The organism is Sedimentitalea xiamensis, from assembly GCF_030164465.1.
Classification (GTDB): Bacteria; Pseudomonadota; Alphaproteobacteria; order Rhodobacterales; family Rhodobacteraceae; genus Sedimentitalea; species Sedimentitalea xiamensis.
Window position 1 is genome coordinate 1 of record NZ_JASNJE010000023.1, and the last position, 13,778, is coordinate 13,778.

At 62.8% G+C, this 13,778-nt stretch carries 13 protein-coding genes and 1 pseudogene; 5 read left to right on the top strand and 9 right to left on the bottom strand.

Going from position 1 to position 13,778, the window contains the following annotated elements:
- Positions 1–147: 147 nt before the first annotated feature.
- The 3 genes from QO034_RS16300 to QO034_RS16310 all read right to left on the bottom strand — a co-directional run bounded on the left by QO034_RS16300 (position 148) and on the right by QO034_RS16310 (position 1,078).
- Positions 148–450, bottom strand: a complete 303-nt coding sequence (locus tag QO034_RS16300) for a monooxygenase (protein WP_284486593.1) — start codon at positions 448–450, stop codon at positions 148–150.
- A 98-nt stretch (positions 451–548) separates the two neighbouring features.
- Positions 549–839, bottom strand: coding sequence for a CcdB family protein (locus tag QO034_RS16305; RefSeq protein ID WP_284486594.1), 291 nt, complete (start codon positions 837–839; stop codon positions 549–551).
- Entirely contained in the window at positions 827–1,078 is a 252-nt protein-coding gene (locus QO034_RS16310) for a type II toxin-antitoxin system CcdA family antitoxin (RefSeq protein WP_284486595.1), read from the bottom strand. Before QO034_RS16310 ends, QO034_RS16305 begins: the two co-directional genes overlap by 13 nt.
- A 163-nt stretch (positions 1,079–1,241) precedes the next feature.
- Between QO034_RS16310 and QO034_RS16315 the strand changes: the two genes are divergently transcribed.
- From QO034_RS16315 to QO034_RS16335, 5 genes are all read left to right on the top strand, one after another.
- The gene (locus tag QO034_RS16315) at positions 1,242–2,729 is read left to right on the top strand and encodes an aldehyde dehydrogenase family protein (RefSeq protein ID WP_284486596.1); all 1,488 of its coding nucleotides are present in this window, start codon (positions 1,242–1,244) and stop codon (positions 2,727–2,729) included.
- Positions 2,730–2,770: 41 nt separating this feature from the next.
- A complete protein-coding gene (locus QO034_RS16320; RefSeq protein ID WP_284486597.1) occupies positions 2,771–3,652 on the top strand; it encodes an NAD(P)-dependent oxidoreductase in 882 nt (293 codons plus the stop codon).
- Positions 3,653–3,730: 78 nt separating this feature from the next.
- Positions 3,731–4,711 (top strand): TRAP transporter substrate-binding protein, encoded by a 981-nt coding sequence (locus QO034_RS16325; RefSeq protein WP_284486598.1) that lies wholly within the window; start codon positions 3,731–3,733, stop codon positions 4,709–4,711.
- A 49-nt stretch (positions 4,712–4,760) separates the two neighbouring features.
- Entirely contained in the window at positions 4,761–5,288 is a 528-nt protein-coding gene (locus QO034_RS16330) for a TRAP transporter small permease (protein ID WP_284486599.1), read from the top strand.
- A complete protein-coding gene (locus QO034_RS16335) occupies positions 5,281–6,564 on the top strand; it encodes a TRAP transporter large permease (protein WP_284486600.1) in 1,284 nt (427 codons plus the stop codon). Before QO034_RS16330 ends, QO034_RS16335 begins: the two co-directional genes overlap by 8 nt.
- A gap of 220 nt (positions 6,565–6,784) precedes the next feature.
- Here the strand turns inward: QO034_RS16335 and QO034_RS16340 are convergent, their stop codons facing one another.
- The 6 genes and pseudogenes from QO034_RS16340 to QO034_RS16365 all read right to left on the bottom strand — a co-directional run bounded on the left by QO034_RS16340 (position 6,785) and on the right by QO034_RS16365 (position 13,718).
- The gene (locus QO034_RS16340; protein ID WP_284486601.1) at positions 6,785–8,029 is read right to left on the bottom strand and encodes an arginine deiminase; all 1,245 of its coding nucleotides are present in this window, start codon (positions 8,027–8,029) and stop codon (positions 6,785–6,787) included.
- 49 nt (positions 8,030–8,078) lie between these two features.
- Positions 8,079–9,506, bottom strand: a complete 1,428-nt coding sequence (locus tag QO034_RS16345; protein ID WP_284486602.1) for a basic amino acid/polyamine antiporter — start codon at positions 9,504–9,506, stop codon at positions 8,079–8,081.
- Between the two features lie 553 nt (positions 9,507–10,059).
- Positions 10,060–11,262 carry a porin gene (locus QO034_RS16350; RefSeq protein WP_284486603.1) on the bottom strand — a complete coding sequence of 401 codons (1,203 nt, stop codon included), beginning with the start codon at positions 11,260–11,262 and terminating at the stop codon, positions 10,060–10,062.
- A gap of 279 nt (positions 11,263–11,541) precedes the next feature.
- Entirely contained in the window at positions 11,542–13,008 is a 1,467-nt protein-coding gene (locus QO034_RS16355) for a Na+/H+ antiporter NhaC family protein (protein ID WP_284486604.1), read from the bottom strand.
- Positions 13,009–13,045: 37 nt separating this feature from the next.
- Positions 13,046–13,169 (bottom strand): annotated as a pseudogene (locus tag QO034_RS16360) (helix-turn-helix domain-containing protein); the annotation flags it as partial.
- A 147-nt stretch (positions 13,170–13,316) separates the two neighbouring features.
- Entirely contained in the window at positions 13,317–13,718 is a 402-nt protein-coding gene (locus tag QO034_RS16365) for an SHOCT domain-containing protein (RefSeq protein WP_284486605.1), read from the bottom strand.
- Positions 13,719–13,778 lie beyond the last annotated feature (60 nt).

Consider the following 13,778-nt stretch of genomic DNA (forward strand, 5'->3'; position numbering starts at 1 on the left):
ACCGCGTCCGAAGCGCGCCTGGCAGTGGTGCTGACATGAAACATCCTCCTGAAAAGGATGAATCACAATCGACCCCTCAAGGGAATCCCCAGCGACTCAGGGTTTCCCCGAAATGCTTTAAAAGGCGCCGGCGTCAATTGCGCGCGCTCACAGCGGCGCGCGGTCGATCCGGGAAAGCGCGTCGTTGACGGCGAATATCTTGCCCCTCACCGCCTCGACGCCGAACCCGTTGAGCCGCGCCCTGTGCATATTCAGATAGGCTTCGGCGCTTGCCGCATCTTCGAACAGATAGATGCCGCCCGCTTCGCCGGCGGCCTGATTTTCCGTCCAGATCTTCCAGATCAGGCCCGGTTCCCCGGCGATCGACCGGGCCAGATCGTCCATCGCTTCGGCCATTTCCTGCCCCCATGGGCCGGAATAGGGAAAATCGACTTGCAGGATATGGGGCATTGTTCGGTCCTCGTCTCAAGGGCGCCGGCCAAGGATAGCCGACAGGCGCGGTTTTGCCAGTTTCGCAGAGGCGGGACGCTGTGTCGAGTTCCCGCGCCCTATACACCCGCCATCAACACATCGACCGCCCGTGTGATCAGATCGCCCTGATCCGTGACGTTCCCGCTACGGCGCAGACGCGAGCGCCAGACCGCCGCGATCAGCCGTGTCGCGAGAACCAGGCGTTTGCCATCATGCTCGATTTCGGGGTTCAGATAGCGCGCCGCCGGGTAGTCGGGCAAAAGCGGAATGACGACCACCGCGGGGTCCGGCGGCAGCAGGTCGCTTTCGACGACGACCATGAAAACGCCGTCATACTCCGCGACATCAAAGCGGCTCAGCGGCTCCATGACGAGCCGCCCGGCGCGGCGATGATGCCGGCCAGCGGATGCCGGTTTTGTTCGTGCCAGTCTCTCTGGGCGGCGAAGGCTTCGGCATTGTCGTCGAGCCATCGCTGGCGGCGGGCCTCGGCAACGGCTTGCAGCAGTGCCGCCTCGGCCACTGCCGAGACATTGATCCCGAGCGCCCTGGCCCGGTCAAGCGCCTCGGCATCGAGCGTCAGCGACGTCTTGCGCCGGGTCGCGACCATGGGTTTGCCCTCCGTCTTCATACCGCCAATATATACCGCACGCCGACAAGGCACAAGTTTGAACCCGCCGACCAGCAGGGCGCGGTCAAATCGGCAAATGCCACGTTGTCTCTTGCCCGCGCCTGGTGCACACACGCAACGCAAGCAAGGCGAAGGACGGAAAATGACGGATTGGAAAGCCCGCGCGGCGGCGCTCTATGATGGTGGCTTTCGCCCGATGTTCATCGGCGGTCAATGGTGCGAGGCGCGTTCAGGCGCGGTGATCGAGGCGCGCAACCCCGCTGACGGTTCGCTTCTGGCGACGGTGCCGCGGGGCGGGGCAGAGGACATCGACGCGGCGGTTGCGGCGGCGCGCAAGGCGCTGGAGGGGCCGTGGGCGCGGTTCACGCCGTTCGAGCGGCAGAACCTCCTGCTGCGGATCGCCGACCGGTTCGAGGCCGAATGGGAAAGCCTGTGCCTGTCGGACACGCTCGACATGGGGATGCCGATCCAGCGCACGCTGGCCAACAGCCGCCGGGTTCTGGGCATGTTGCGCTATTATGCCGGGCAGGCGGTGGCGACTCACGGCGACACCATCCCCAATTCCTTTCCCGGCGAGATCTATTCCGCCACCGTGCGCGAACCGGTGGGCGTGGTCGGTGCCATCATTCCCTGGAACGCTCCGATCGCCGGGTCGATCTGGAAGATCGGACCGGCGCTGGCGACCGGCTGCACGGTGGTGCTGAAGCCGTCGGAAGAAGCCTCGCTGACCGTCTTGATGATCGCGCGGATCATGCAGGAGGCCGGGCTGCCCGACGGGGTGCTGAACATCGTGCCGGGGCTGGGGGCCGAGGCGGGCGCGGCGCTGGCCGCGCATCCCGGTGTCGACAAGATCGTCTTTACCGGCTCGACCGCGACCGGGCAGGCCATCGCCCGCGCAGCGACCGGCAATCTCAAGCGGGTCTCGCTGGAACTGGGCGGCAAATCGCCGGTGATCGTCTGCCGCGACGCCGATATCGACAAGGCGGTGCCGGTGGCGGCGATGGCGGTTTTCGCCAATTCCGGGCAGATCTGCATCGCCGGTTCGCGGCTGTTCGTGGCGCGCGAGATCCATGACGAGTTTCTCGGGCGGGTGGCCGACTACGCGGCGGGTCTGCGGATCGGGCACGGAATCGAGGAAACCACCGAAATCGGGCCGATCATCTCGGCGCGCCAGGCCGGGCGCATCGCCGGCTATCTTGCCGCCGGCCCCAAGGAAGGCGCCCACCTGCTGACCGGCGGCGGCAGCGCCGAGGGCGGCCATCTTGCCGGCGGGCATTATTTTCAGCCCACCGTGTTCGGCGGCGTGACCGACGAGATGAGCATCGCCCGCGAAGAGATCTTCGGCCCGGTCATTTCGGCCCTGCCCTTTGACAGCATCGACGAGGTGGTGGCGCGCGCCAATGCGACGCCCTACGGGCTGGCCGCCGGGGTGTTCTCGACCCATCTGGGCACCGCGCACAAACTGGCGCACAGGCTTCGGGCCGGGTCGGTCTGGGTCAACATGTATCACGCCATCGACCCGGCGGTGCCCTTTGGCGGGGTCAAGATGTCGGGCTATGGGCGAGAGGGCGGGCGCGGCCATGTGGAGGACTATCTCGACACCAAGGCGATCTGGATCAACACCGACTGACCGGACACGCCCGGACAAGCGGAAAACAGGAGGACATCAAGGTGAAAGTCGGAATCATCGGTGTCGGGCTCATGGGCCACGGCATTGCCCGCAACGTGCTGTTGCACGACGGGCATTCCCTCGTGTTTCTCGACCATCCGGGCAATCAGCCGGTGGACGAGCTGCGCGGGCTTGGCGCCCGTGCCTGCGCCACACCGGCGGCACTGGCCGCGGTCTGCGAGGTGGTGATCCTCTGCGTCACCGGCTCGGCGCAGGTCGAAGCCATTATCGCGGGGGAAAACGGGCTGATCTCCGGGCTGAACCCCGGCACGGTGATCGTCGATTGCTCGACCTCCCTGCCAAACTCGACCCTGCGCATGGGCGCGGCCATCCGGGAAGCCGGGGGCGATTACCTCGACGCGCCGATGACGCGCACCGCCAGACACGCCCATGAGGGGAGCCTGAACCTTCTGGTCGGGGGCGAGGCGGAGGTGCTGGACCGGGTCCGCCCGGTGCTGGACGCCTTCACCGAAACGGTGAGCCATGTCGGGCCGCTTGGCCATGGCCACCGGCTCAAGCTGCTGCATAATTTCGTCTCGGTCGGCTTCATGTCGCTGCTCGCCGAAGCGGCAGCACAGGCCGCCGATGCGGGAATCGCGCCGCAGGTTCTGGTGGATGTGCTGGCCGGCGGCGGCGGCGCCAGCGCCGCGCTCGACCGGCTGGCCCCCTATATCGTCGAAGGCGACCGCGAGGGCCTGCCGTTTGCCATCGCCAATGCACAGAAGGATATCGACTATTATCGCGCCATGTCGGAAGACGCGGGTGCGCGGCAGACCATTGCCGACGGCGTCGCCACGGCGCTTGCCGCTGCCGCCGCTGCCGGGCATGGGCAAGCCTATGTCCCGGAACTCGTCCGCATCTTCCGGCGGGATGATATCGCCTGACCCCGACCGCGCGCCGGGTTGGTCTTGCCAGCGTAAATTAGCTTGTGTAGCACCGACAAAGATTAACCGGAGGATACCATGACATTCACCATTCGCGGGCTGGCCGCCATCGGCGCCCTTGTTGCGATCGGCGCTCCCGCCCTTGCGCAGACCGAGATCAAGATCGGCTATGCGCTGGCGCCCGACAGCCATTACGGCGTCGCGGCACAGAAATTCGAAGAGGTTCTGCTGGCCGAAACCGGCGATCAGTTCAGCTTTACCCATTTCCCCTCCTCGGGTCTTGGCGGCGAGCGCGAGGTCATCGAAGGGCTGCAACTGGGCACCGTCGAGGCCACCATCGTGTCATCGGGCACGCTGGCCAATTTCGTGCCCGAGACCGGGGTTTTCGACATTCCCTTCCTGTTCCGCGATCTCGATCACGCGCGGGCGGTACTCGACGGGCCGATCGGGCAGGAAATCCTGGCCAGGTTCGACGATGTCGGCCTGCATGGCCTCGCCTGGGGCGAGCAGGGCTTCCGCCACATCACCAACAACCGCAACGCCATCGAGACGCCCGCCGATGTCGAGGGGCTGAAGATCCGCACCATGGAGAACCCGGTGCACCTGGCCGCGTTCAACGCCATGGGCGCGGCACCGACCCCGATGGCCTGGCCCGAGGTGATCTCGTCGCTTCAGCAGGGCGTGATCGATGGGCAGGAAAACCCGCTGTCGGTGATCGTGTCGGTCAAGCTGGACGAGGTGCAGAAATACCTGACGCTTTCGGGCCATGTCTATTCGCCGGCGATGCTCCTGGTGTCGCGGCCGTTCTGGGAAGGTCTGAGCGACGATCAGAAAGCCGCGTTCGAAAAGGCCGCGGCAGAAGCGGTGACGGCGATGCGCGGTTTCGTAGACGATGTCGAAACCACCGGTGTCGCGACGCTGAAAGAGCGCGGCATGCAGGTCAACGCCCTGTCGCCCGAGGAAAAGGCCAAGTTCCAGGCGGCCATCGCCTCCGCCTATGAGGGCTATTACGAGACCTATGGGCAGGAACTCGTCGATTCCATCGTGAACTTCCAATAGCTCCGTGCCGGCGCCTTCGGGCGCCGGTTCGCTTGCCAGAGGCCGCAACTTGAAGAAGCTCGAGCACATCATTGTGGTGCTGAACGGCTGGGCGCTGATCCTGATGCTGACCGCGATGACGCTCGTCGTCGGGGCCAATATCGCCCTGCGCTATCTGACCGCGCATTCCCTGCCCTGGGCGGATGAGGCGGCCCGGTACCTGATGATCTGGATGACCTTCGGCGGCGCCGGGCTGGTGCTGCGCATGGGCGGGCATGTGGCGATCACCAACCTGCGCGATGCGTTGCCCGACCGGGGGCAAAAGATCATGCGCGGTGCCATCGCGCTCGGGCTGCTGATATTCTTCGGCTTCATGGTCTATGTCGGCATCCAATACGCGCAGCGCATGCAATATCAGGTGACACCGGCTCTGCGCCTGCCGTTTCTCTATGTCTATGCGGCGATGCCGGTGGGCTTTGCGCTCCTGATCCTGCATCTGGCCTTTATCGCCTATCCGTTCATCACCGCCGGCAGCTACAAGCACCCCGATGGCGATGACAGCGAAACCACCCACCTGCCCGATAGCGCCAATGGCTGAGATCCTGTTCCCGATGCTGTTCCTGCTGCTGGCGCTCGGCGTGCCGGTGGCCTTCGCCATGGCGATCGCGGTCTTTACCGCGCTCAGCCTCGGCTCGACCTATCCCAACCTCGTCGTGGTCAAGGAAATGTTCGCTGGTCTCGACAGCTTTCCGCTGCTCGCCGTGCCCTTCTTCATCCTCGCCGCCGAGATCATGACCGGCGGCGCCATCACCATGGCGGTGCTGCGGCTCGCGCAATCGCTGGTCGGGCACCTCAAGGGCGGGCTCGGCCATGCCAATGTGGTCAGTTCGGCGATGTTCGCGGGCATTTCTGGCAGCGCGCTTGCCGATGCCGCCGGGCCGGGCTCGATGATGATCCGGATGATGGAGAAAGGCGGCTATGACCGCGCCTATGCCGGGGCGCTGACCATCGCCAGCGCGGTGGTCGGGCCGATCATCCCGCCGTCGATCACCATGATCATCTATGCCATGCAGGATCAGGAGGTCTCGGTCGGATCGCTGTTCATGGCGGGCATCCTGCCGGGGATCGTGATTACCTTGGCGGTGCTGCTGGCCAACGCCCGCATGAGCCACCGGCGCGGCTATGCTTCGGACGCGCCACGGCCGCCGCTCGCGGAAATCACCCGTGTCGCGGTCTACGCGCTGCCGGCGCTGCTGCTGATCCTGCTGATCGTCGGCGGCATCCGCTTCGGCATCTTCACCCCGACCGAAGCCTCGGTCATCGCGGTGTTCTATGCGCTCATCGTCGGCATGTTCGTCTATCGCTCCTTGCGCCTGCGCGACCTGCCCGAGATCATCCTGCGCGCGGCGCTGACCTCGGCGGCGGTGCTGCTGATCCTCGGTGCGGCGCGGGCCTTTGCCTGGATCCTGATCATCGAGGGCATCCCGCAGTTCCTCGCCGAAACCATCATCGCCTGGGATCTGTCGCCCATCGTCTTTCTGCTGGCGGTGAACCTGCTGCTCTTGGTGTTCGGCCTGTTCATGGACCCGCTGCCCGGCGTGATGATCCTGGTGCCGATCCTGGCGCCGATCAGCTTTGCCATGGGGATCGACCCCAATCACTTCGCCATCGTGGTGATCGTCAACCTGACGCTGGGCCTCACCACGCCGCCGGTGGGCAGCCTGATCTTCGTGGTCTCCTCGACGGTAAGGCTGAAACCCTCGGTGCTGATCATGGAGATGCCGCCCTTCTTCCTGGCGCTGGTGGCGGCGCTCCTCCTGATCACCTTCGTCCCGGCCCTCTCCACCTGGCTACCCGGAGTCAGCGGGTTCTGACGCGATCAGGCCGCGCGGGAACGGGAGGCCCTGGCCATGCGCGCTGCCCTGACAAATCCGTGTGCATCAAAAATATATCCGATGCCCACGGACATCAGGCGCATATGGCTATCCCCTTTGTCAGGTCATTCGGACGGAACCTGGCGGTCGCGGCGGCGGCGATCTCGGCACATACCCCCACAAATGACAATGCCCTCTCAACAAGTTTCAAATCAGCCTCTCAGTAGTCGACCGGGTCCCTGATGATGGGGCAGGTCATGCAGTGGCCGCCGCCACGGCCCCGGCCAAGCTCGGCCCCGGCGATGGAGATGACCTCGATCCCCTGCTTGCGCAGCAGCGTGTTGGTGTAGGTGTTGCGGTCATAGGCATAGACCACGCCCGGCGAGGCGCAGACTAGGTTGGCCCCCGAGTCCCACTGGGTGCGTTCACGCATGTAGGCGGTGCCTCCGGTTTCGACCACGCGGATCTTCCTAAGGTTCAGCGCATCTCGCACCGCATCCGTCCAGGACCCTTCATTGCGGCGGATATCCAGCTTGCCGTTGTCGCCCGGGCGCACGCTGATGGGCGTGATCGTGTCCACAATATCGGGGTAGACCAGCACACAGTCCCGGTCGGCGAAAGTAAAGACCGTGTCGAGATGCATCGCCGCGCGCAGCTTCGGCATGGCGGCGACGAGCACGTGATCGACGACATCCTGTTCAAACAGCGACTTGGCCAGCAGCGCGATCCCCTGGTGCGAAGTGCGTTCCGACATGCCGATCAGCATGGTCCGGTTGCCCGCCGGCATCACGTCGCCGCCTTCGATCGTGGCAAGCCCGTGCTCTTCTTCGGGATTTCCCCACCAGACCTTCACCTTGCCGGCGAAATCCGGGTGGTACTTGTAGATCGCCGTTGTCAGCAGGGTCTCGTCCTTGCGGGCGGGCCAATAGAGCGGGTTCACCGTGCAGCCGCCATAGACCCAGCAGGTCGTATCACGGGTGTAAAGCGTGTTGGGCAGGGGCGAGACCAGGTAGCGGCTGATGCCCGGCGAATTGCGGATCAGGTTCATCAGCGCGCCTGATTGCGCTTCGGGGAATTCCTCGACCGAGAGGCCGCCGATCAAGGTTTCGGCCAGCTCTCGGTCGGGCATCTCCTGCAGGTAGCTGCGGACGTCGTCCATCAGCTCAAGCCCGACCTCGTTGGCGGTGATCCGGTTGTCGAGGATCCAGGTGCGGGCCTCGGGGATGGCGACGGTCTGGGTCAGCAGATCGTGCATCTCGACCACATCCACGCCCCGGTCGCGCATCTTCTGTTGAAAATCCAGATGGTCACGCTTGGCAGTCTCGACCCAGAGCACGTCGTCGAACAGCAGGTCGTCGCAGTTCGAGGGTGTCAGCCGCTGGTGTGCCCGACCGGGGGCGCAGACCATCACCTTGCGCAGTTGGCCGACTTCCGAATGGACGCCGAAGGGTTGTTGGTCGGACATGACAATCTCCATATTGGTATAAGGTGGTCTTGAAAGGCGAAGGCGGGATTCAGGGAGTAATGTGGCCGGTGATCAGCCCGATGAGGCCGATTACCGCGCCAACAACCACGAGCCCGAAGAGCACCCGTTCCTTATGGTTGAAGTATTGCAGCTTCTGCTCGTTCCTGGCCCAGAAATAGAGAAGCGTTCCCGGCGCGAAGAGCACGGCCACGAGAATGACGTACTTCAGTCCGGCGGCCACGAACATGATCAGGGTGTAGATCACCGCGATCCAGGCGAATATGAGGTCGCGGCGCCGTTCGCCCGGTACATCCTCGTAGCCGGTGCCGTTGCGCGCGATGATGACGCCGTAGCCTGCCACCAGAAGATAGGGGATCAGGGTGGTGACGCTGGTCATGTCGAGCATGAACCAGAAAGCGTCGCTCGACCAATAGGTCGACACCACGAACAGTGAGACCAGGATATTGGTGACCCAGAGAGAGACGACCGGCACTTTGTTGCTGTTTTCGCGGCCGAAGGCGCTCGGCATGTCCCTGGATTGCGCCGCGGCATGGGGAACTTCCGCACAGATGAGCGACCAGGCAAGAAAGGCACCAAGTACCGAGACTAGAACCCCAATGGAGATAAAAACCTTGCCCCATCTTCCGACCACCGCCTCAAGCGCTCCGGCCAGCGACGGGTTGCTCAGTTCGGCGATCTCGGCACGCGGCATGTTTGCGTAGGGCAGCATGGTAACGGCCAGCATCAGGCCGGTTACACCTACGAAGCCTAGGATCGTCGCCGTGCCGACATCGGCGCGAGTCTTCGCATAGCGTGAATAAACACTCGCCCCCTCAATCCCGATAAACACGAACACGGTAATCAGCATCGTGTCGCGCACCTGGGCAAACAGGGATTTGTCGGGCATACCCACGCCGCCGAAGAAGTTCTCGGCGAACTGTTGGTAGTTGAAGGCGAAGAGCATCATGAGCAGCGCAACGATGATGGGAACGATCTTTGCGATGGTCACCACGAAGTTGACGAAGGCCGCCTCCTGCACACCACGGAGGATCATGAAGTGGAAAGCCCAGATGCCAATCAGCGAGACGGTGATCGCAACGAACGTATTGCCGCCGGCGAAGGCCGGAAAGAAGTTGCCTAGCGTTGTGCCGATCAGCACCCAGTAGAAGACATTCCCGAGAATGCTGCCGAGCCAGTACCCGAAGGCCGACAGAAACCCCGTATAGTCGCCGAAGCCGGCTTTGGCATAGGCGAATACGCCCGAGTCGATATCGGGCCTGCGCTCGGCCAGCGCCTGAAACACCCGCGCCAGCATATACATGCCAGTCCCTGCTATACTCCACGCGATGATCGCCCCGAATGGTCCCGTCGCCTGGCCGAAGCGGCCGGGCAGGTTGAAGATCCCCGCTCCGACCATCGATCCCACCACCATGGCGGTCAGCGCCATCAGTGAAAATTTCTGTGATTTTTCAGCCATCGTGGTCCTTTCAGACGAAATCATACGAACGAACGGTTGTCCAACGGGTGACTCTACTATCCCCCAAATGCGGACAGCACCTTCCGATCTTCCATACCGAAGCGGTGCCAGTCAGGATACCAACTGCTAACGCAAGCTTATAATGCTCGCAAAACAAGCCCAGGCTATCCACTTTCCGTCAATAGTGCTCGGACCGTCGGGCAGAACAATCCTTGGGCCGCGGTCCGGCTGGCCATTGCGTGGCAAGGGAGATCGCCATTTCGGAGGCTGCCGAACATGGTGCACGGCGGAGATTGCAGCCGCGAAGCGTTCCAGTGCGAATGCAACACACCTTGCTTTGAATCTCGGCGGACCAAAGGCGTTCCCAGGTGTCGCGAAATGACGTTCCGACGCTTCTAACATTTCCCACACCTGGGCTGCGCATCGGACTGCCCGCATCCGATATCAGTCAGAATCTTCGAAAACGAAATACGACAAGCTCAAACCGAAGGCCGCCGCCGGGAGTCAGGCGGCCTGACGTCGATCTACACTTCGTCGATTGCCGCCCCGGGCTTCAGAAATCCCAGCGCGCACCGAAGAAGATCGAACTGGCGTCGAGATAGGTTGCCGTCGCATCGGCGTATTCGTATGTCCGGTATGCGAGATAGGCCTGTACCCGGGCCGCGTCGAACTGCTGCACCAAGCCTGCTCCAAAGCTGTTGGCCGACGCTCCCGTCACCGTAAAATCGGAACCGTCGTAATAGTCGATTGAGAAGGCCGTTGTACCGACACTGAACCAGTCGCCAATGAACCCGATCTTCCCATAGGCGTAGTCGCCACCCGTATTCCGGCTGCCCGCCGCAAAGGAAAAGTTCAGGCCAGACGGCAGAAGTATGCTGAGCGCACCCGTCGTGTCGTCGCGGTCCGGAAGGCCGGGGCTTTCGCGCCGCGACCAGCCTATTCCGCCCACAAGTTCCGTACCGTTGGCGAATGTGTTCTGGTAGACGAGGGCAGCATCATAGAAGGTGTCGTCATTGTTGGATTGCAGCACCTCCTCGCCATATGCGGCGCTGACGGTAAAGCCCGAGAATGACGGCGTGTCGTACCTGATGCGCGCGCGTCGTGTGCCATTCAGACTGGGCATCGCGTCGTCAATGGCGATGCCCGAGAGCACGCCTGCGGTGGTTCGGAACTGGAAACTGCCGGCGGTATCGCCAATCGAGTTGGCGTTCGCCAGCCAGGTGTTTGACAGGTCTAGGTCGGCGACCCCGTCCGTCGCCATGCTACCCTGCCCGGCATAAAAGCTGCCCCAATTCGCCGTCACCAGACTCAGATCGACCCGGCGGATATTGGTGCGTCTCCAATTCCATCCCGGATCCCCGGTCTGGCTGAAGTTGGCGGATTGCGGTGCCCCAAGGTTTGTTTCCAGCCAGAACCCAAAGGTGCCAATATCATACGGCTGCAACAACCTCATTCCGATGCGGGACACCGAATGCGAACTGTCGGTGAGGTTGTCGTAAGTCTGCACGCCGTCATCGAAATAGAGAAATGCCGGGTTCACGTGGCCGTAGAGCCGGACCGAGCCGCCCGAGGCGTTCTCGAAGACGGCATCGGACAGGGCGGGCGTGGCCAGAAGGAGGGAAAGCGTCCAAAGCCCGGCGATCGGGGCCAAACCGCTGGCAGGATGGCAATGCCTTGCCCCGCCGATGTTGCCGGTTGCCATTACGGTCGTCGTGTCGCCGTCATGTTTTTCGACTTTACCTGAATTCAGATTCATCAACGAATGCCTCCCGCGATCATTGGTTCCAGCGTCTTTCCGCGAGTCTCGGTTGATCTTGCACCGGCATACGAACGCCTCCGATGCAGACCTTGTTCTCCCACGGACTACATGCGGATACCGAAAAGTACGATGATGGGGAAACCGCGGCTATCCGCATTCCGACCGAAATCGCCGCGCTCACGCGGGCGAGGCAATCAACGCCGTCGCGCCAATGCGCAACTGTCGAAGGCGGCGGCCCGCAACGTTGCCTATATCGCGGGCGCATGCTGCGGGTTGTTAGGCCGTCCGCGGCTCCGGCGTGCGGATCATCCGCCAGCCCATGAAGCCGAAGACCATGGTGATGATCGGGTTCAGCAGGTTGAAGGCGGCAAACGGCAGGTAATTCACTGTCGCCACCCCCAGCGTAGCCGCCATGTAGGCGCCGCAGCTGTTCCAAGGCACCAGCGCGCTGATCACGGTGGCGGAATCGCCCACCGCCCTCGACAGTACCTCCGGCGCCAGCCGCTTGGCGCGAAAGGCGCTCTGGAACATCTTTCCGGGCATGACGATGGCGATATACTGGTCCCCCACCAGCAGGTTGGCCCCGAGCGAGGCGGCAACGACCGATGCGATGAGCCGCCCCGTGGTGCGCGCGGCCCTCAGCACCGGCTCCAGCAGCCGGTCGAGGATGCCGACCTTCTCGATGATCCCGCCGAAGGCCAGCGCCGAAAGGATGAGCCAGATGGTGATCAGCATGCTCTCCATGCCGCCCCGGCTCAGGAGCTGGTCGAGCGCCGCAGCCCCGGTTTGCGAGACGTTGCCGCTCGCCATCGCCTTCCACACGCCCTTCAGCAGCGCGAGCGGGTAGGCGAGATCCGGATCGTTGGCGGCAAGGATCACGTTTCCGGGGTTGAGGGTGACGGCGACCAACGCACCGGCGATGGCGCCGCCCATGATTGTCAGGAACGGCGACAGCTTCAGCAGCGCCAGCCCCAGCACCACGATGAGCGGGATGAACGGCACGAAACCGGTGTCGAAGTCCGCCGCCAGCATCTCGGTCAGCGAGGAGGCATCGAAATCTCCCGGCGAGCCCAGCATGAAGAAAAAGCCGAGGCTCAGAAGAAGCGTCGGCACCGAGGTCCACAAGGTTTCGAGGATATGCCGGTAGAGCTCGGCGCCTGCTGCCGCCGAGGCCAGGTTGGTGGCATCCGACAGCGGCGAGGACTTGTCACCGAAATAGGCGCCGGACAACACCGCGCCCGCGGTGACTGCCGGACTCAACCCCATCTGCAGCGCCACCCCCATAAGCCCTATGCCGATGGTACCTGCTACCGTCCAGGAACTGCCAATACAGAGTGCCACGGCTGCGCAAATTAATACCACGGTAAAGTAGAAGTAGTTGGGCGAGAGTAACTGCAGCCCCCAGTAGACCATCGCCACCAGCGTTCCGCTCATGGCCCAGGTGCCGATCAGCGCCCCTACCGCGAGCAGGATAAAGAGGGCGGGCAACCCCGTACCAACGCTCTCGAGCGCCGCAGCGCGCATTTCGTCCATAGAGACGCGGTGCCGGAAGCCCACTAGGATCGCGACGATGGCAGCCATGGTCAGAGCGATCTGGTTCGGACCCTTGGCGGCTTCGTCGCCGAAAAGGAAATAGGCCAGCGCCAGCAACACGATGAGCGTGATGATGGGAACCAGCGCCCACCCGAGTTCCGGTCTCTGCGCGCCACCCGTCGACCGGGTTCGTTCGTTTGCGGTATTCAACGTGCGGCCCCCCCCTGATAGTGCCACCTTACGGAGCACCGTGGCTGTCATACCGATGTCGCCAGCGATAGAAACTGGCGCGCCGAATCCCGAAATACCGGCGTCTTACTCACCGATCCGGTCTGCTCAGCGTGCTCAAGAACACGCAATTTACGACGGATCTATCGCTGGTCCTCTGTCATCGATTACATCCTCCTTCTCCAACTTGGAGCTTAAAGAAGATGTCTTGCGGGTACGTACATATCTACAAACCGGCCTACCCGCCTCAACCGGACTCGCTCTGACACTGACGTTTACCAAGCTGCAACTCAGATCAAGCTCGCGCGCAGCTTTTTGTACTCCTCCTCAGTGATCGAGCCCTCGGACTTGAGCTGGTCAAGTTTTCGGATCTCATCCGAGACACTGAATCCGATCACTTTTCTCAATTCATCCCGTGCAAGGACAGCTTGTTTCATATCGCGGTCATGCATAGCCGAGTTCTGAGTCAGCAGATAAACGAAAACCCCGATGTAGGGCAGGACGATCAGAAAGATCACCCACATCACCTTGACGAAACCGGAAATGTCCGAGCGTCTGAACATGTCCGCCATCACGCGGATCATGAGCCAGAACCAGATCACGAAGACGAAAATCGCCAGCATGTCCATCAAAAGGCTGGGGAAGGTTGTCCCGAACAGGTGCCCGCCACCCTGCACGACTTCATCATCCATAGTTTCGTTTCCTTTCAGTTGAAGTCACATGTCGCCGACAGCGAGCCTTTGACGTTCGTC

Coding starts and splice junctions, on each gene's coding strand:
- QO034_RS16300 (WP_284486593.1), bottom strand. CDS start 450: ATGCCCCATATCCTGCAAGTCGATTTTCCCTATTCCGGCCCATGGGGG.
- QO034_RS16305 (WP_284486594.1), bottom strand. CDS start 839: ATGGAGCCGCTGAGCCGCTTTGATGTCGCGGAGTATGACGGCGTTTTC.
- QO034_RS16310 (WP_284486595.1), bottom strand. CDS start 1,078: ATGGTCGCGACCCGGCGCAAGACGTCGCTGACGCTCGATGCCGAGGCG.
- QO034_RS16315 (WP_284486596.1), top strand. CDS start 1,242: ATGACGGATTGGAAAGCCCGCGCGGCGGCGCTCTATGATGGTGGCTTT.
- QO034_RS16325 (WP_284486598.1), top strand. CDS start 3,731: ATGACATTCACCATTCGCGGGCTGGCCGCCATCGGCGCCCTTGTTGCG.
- QO034_RS16335 (WP_284486600.1), top strand. CDS start 5,281: ATGGCTGAGATCCTGTTCCCGATGCTGTTCCTGCTGCTGGCGCTCGGC.
- QO034_RS16340 (WP_284486601.1), bottom strand. CDS start 8,029: ATGTCCGACCAACAACCCTTCGGCGTCCATTCGGAAGTCGGCCAACTG.
- QO034_RS16345 (WP_284486602.1), bottom strand. CDS start 9,506: ATGGCTGAAAAATCACAGAAATTTTCACTGATGGCGCTGACCGCCATG.
- QO034_RS16350 (WP_284486603.1), bottom strand. CDS start 11,262: ATGAATCTGAATTCAGGTAAAGTCGAAAAACATGACGGCGACACGACG.
- QO034_RS16365 (WP_284486605.1), bottom strand. CDS start 13,718: ATGGATGATGAAGTCGTGCAGGGTGGCGGGCACCTGTTCGGGACAACC.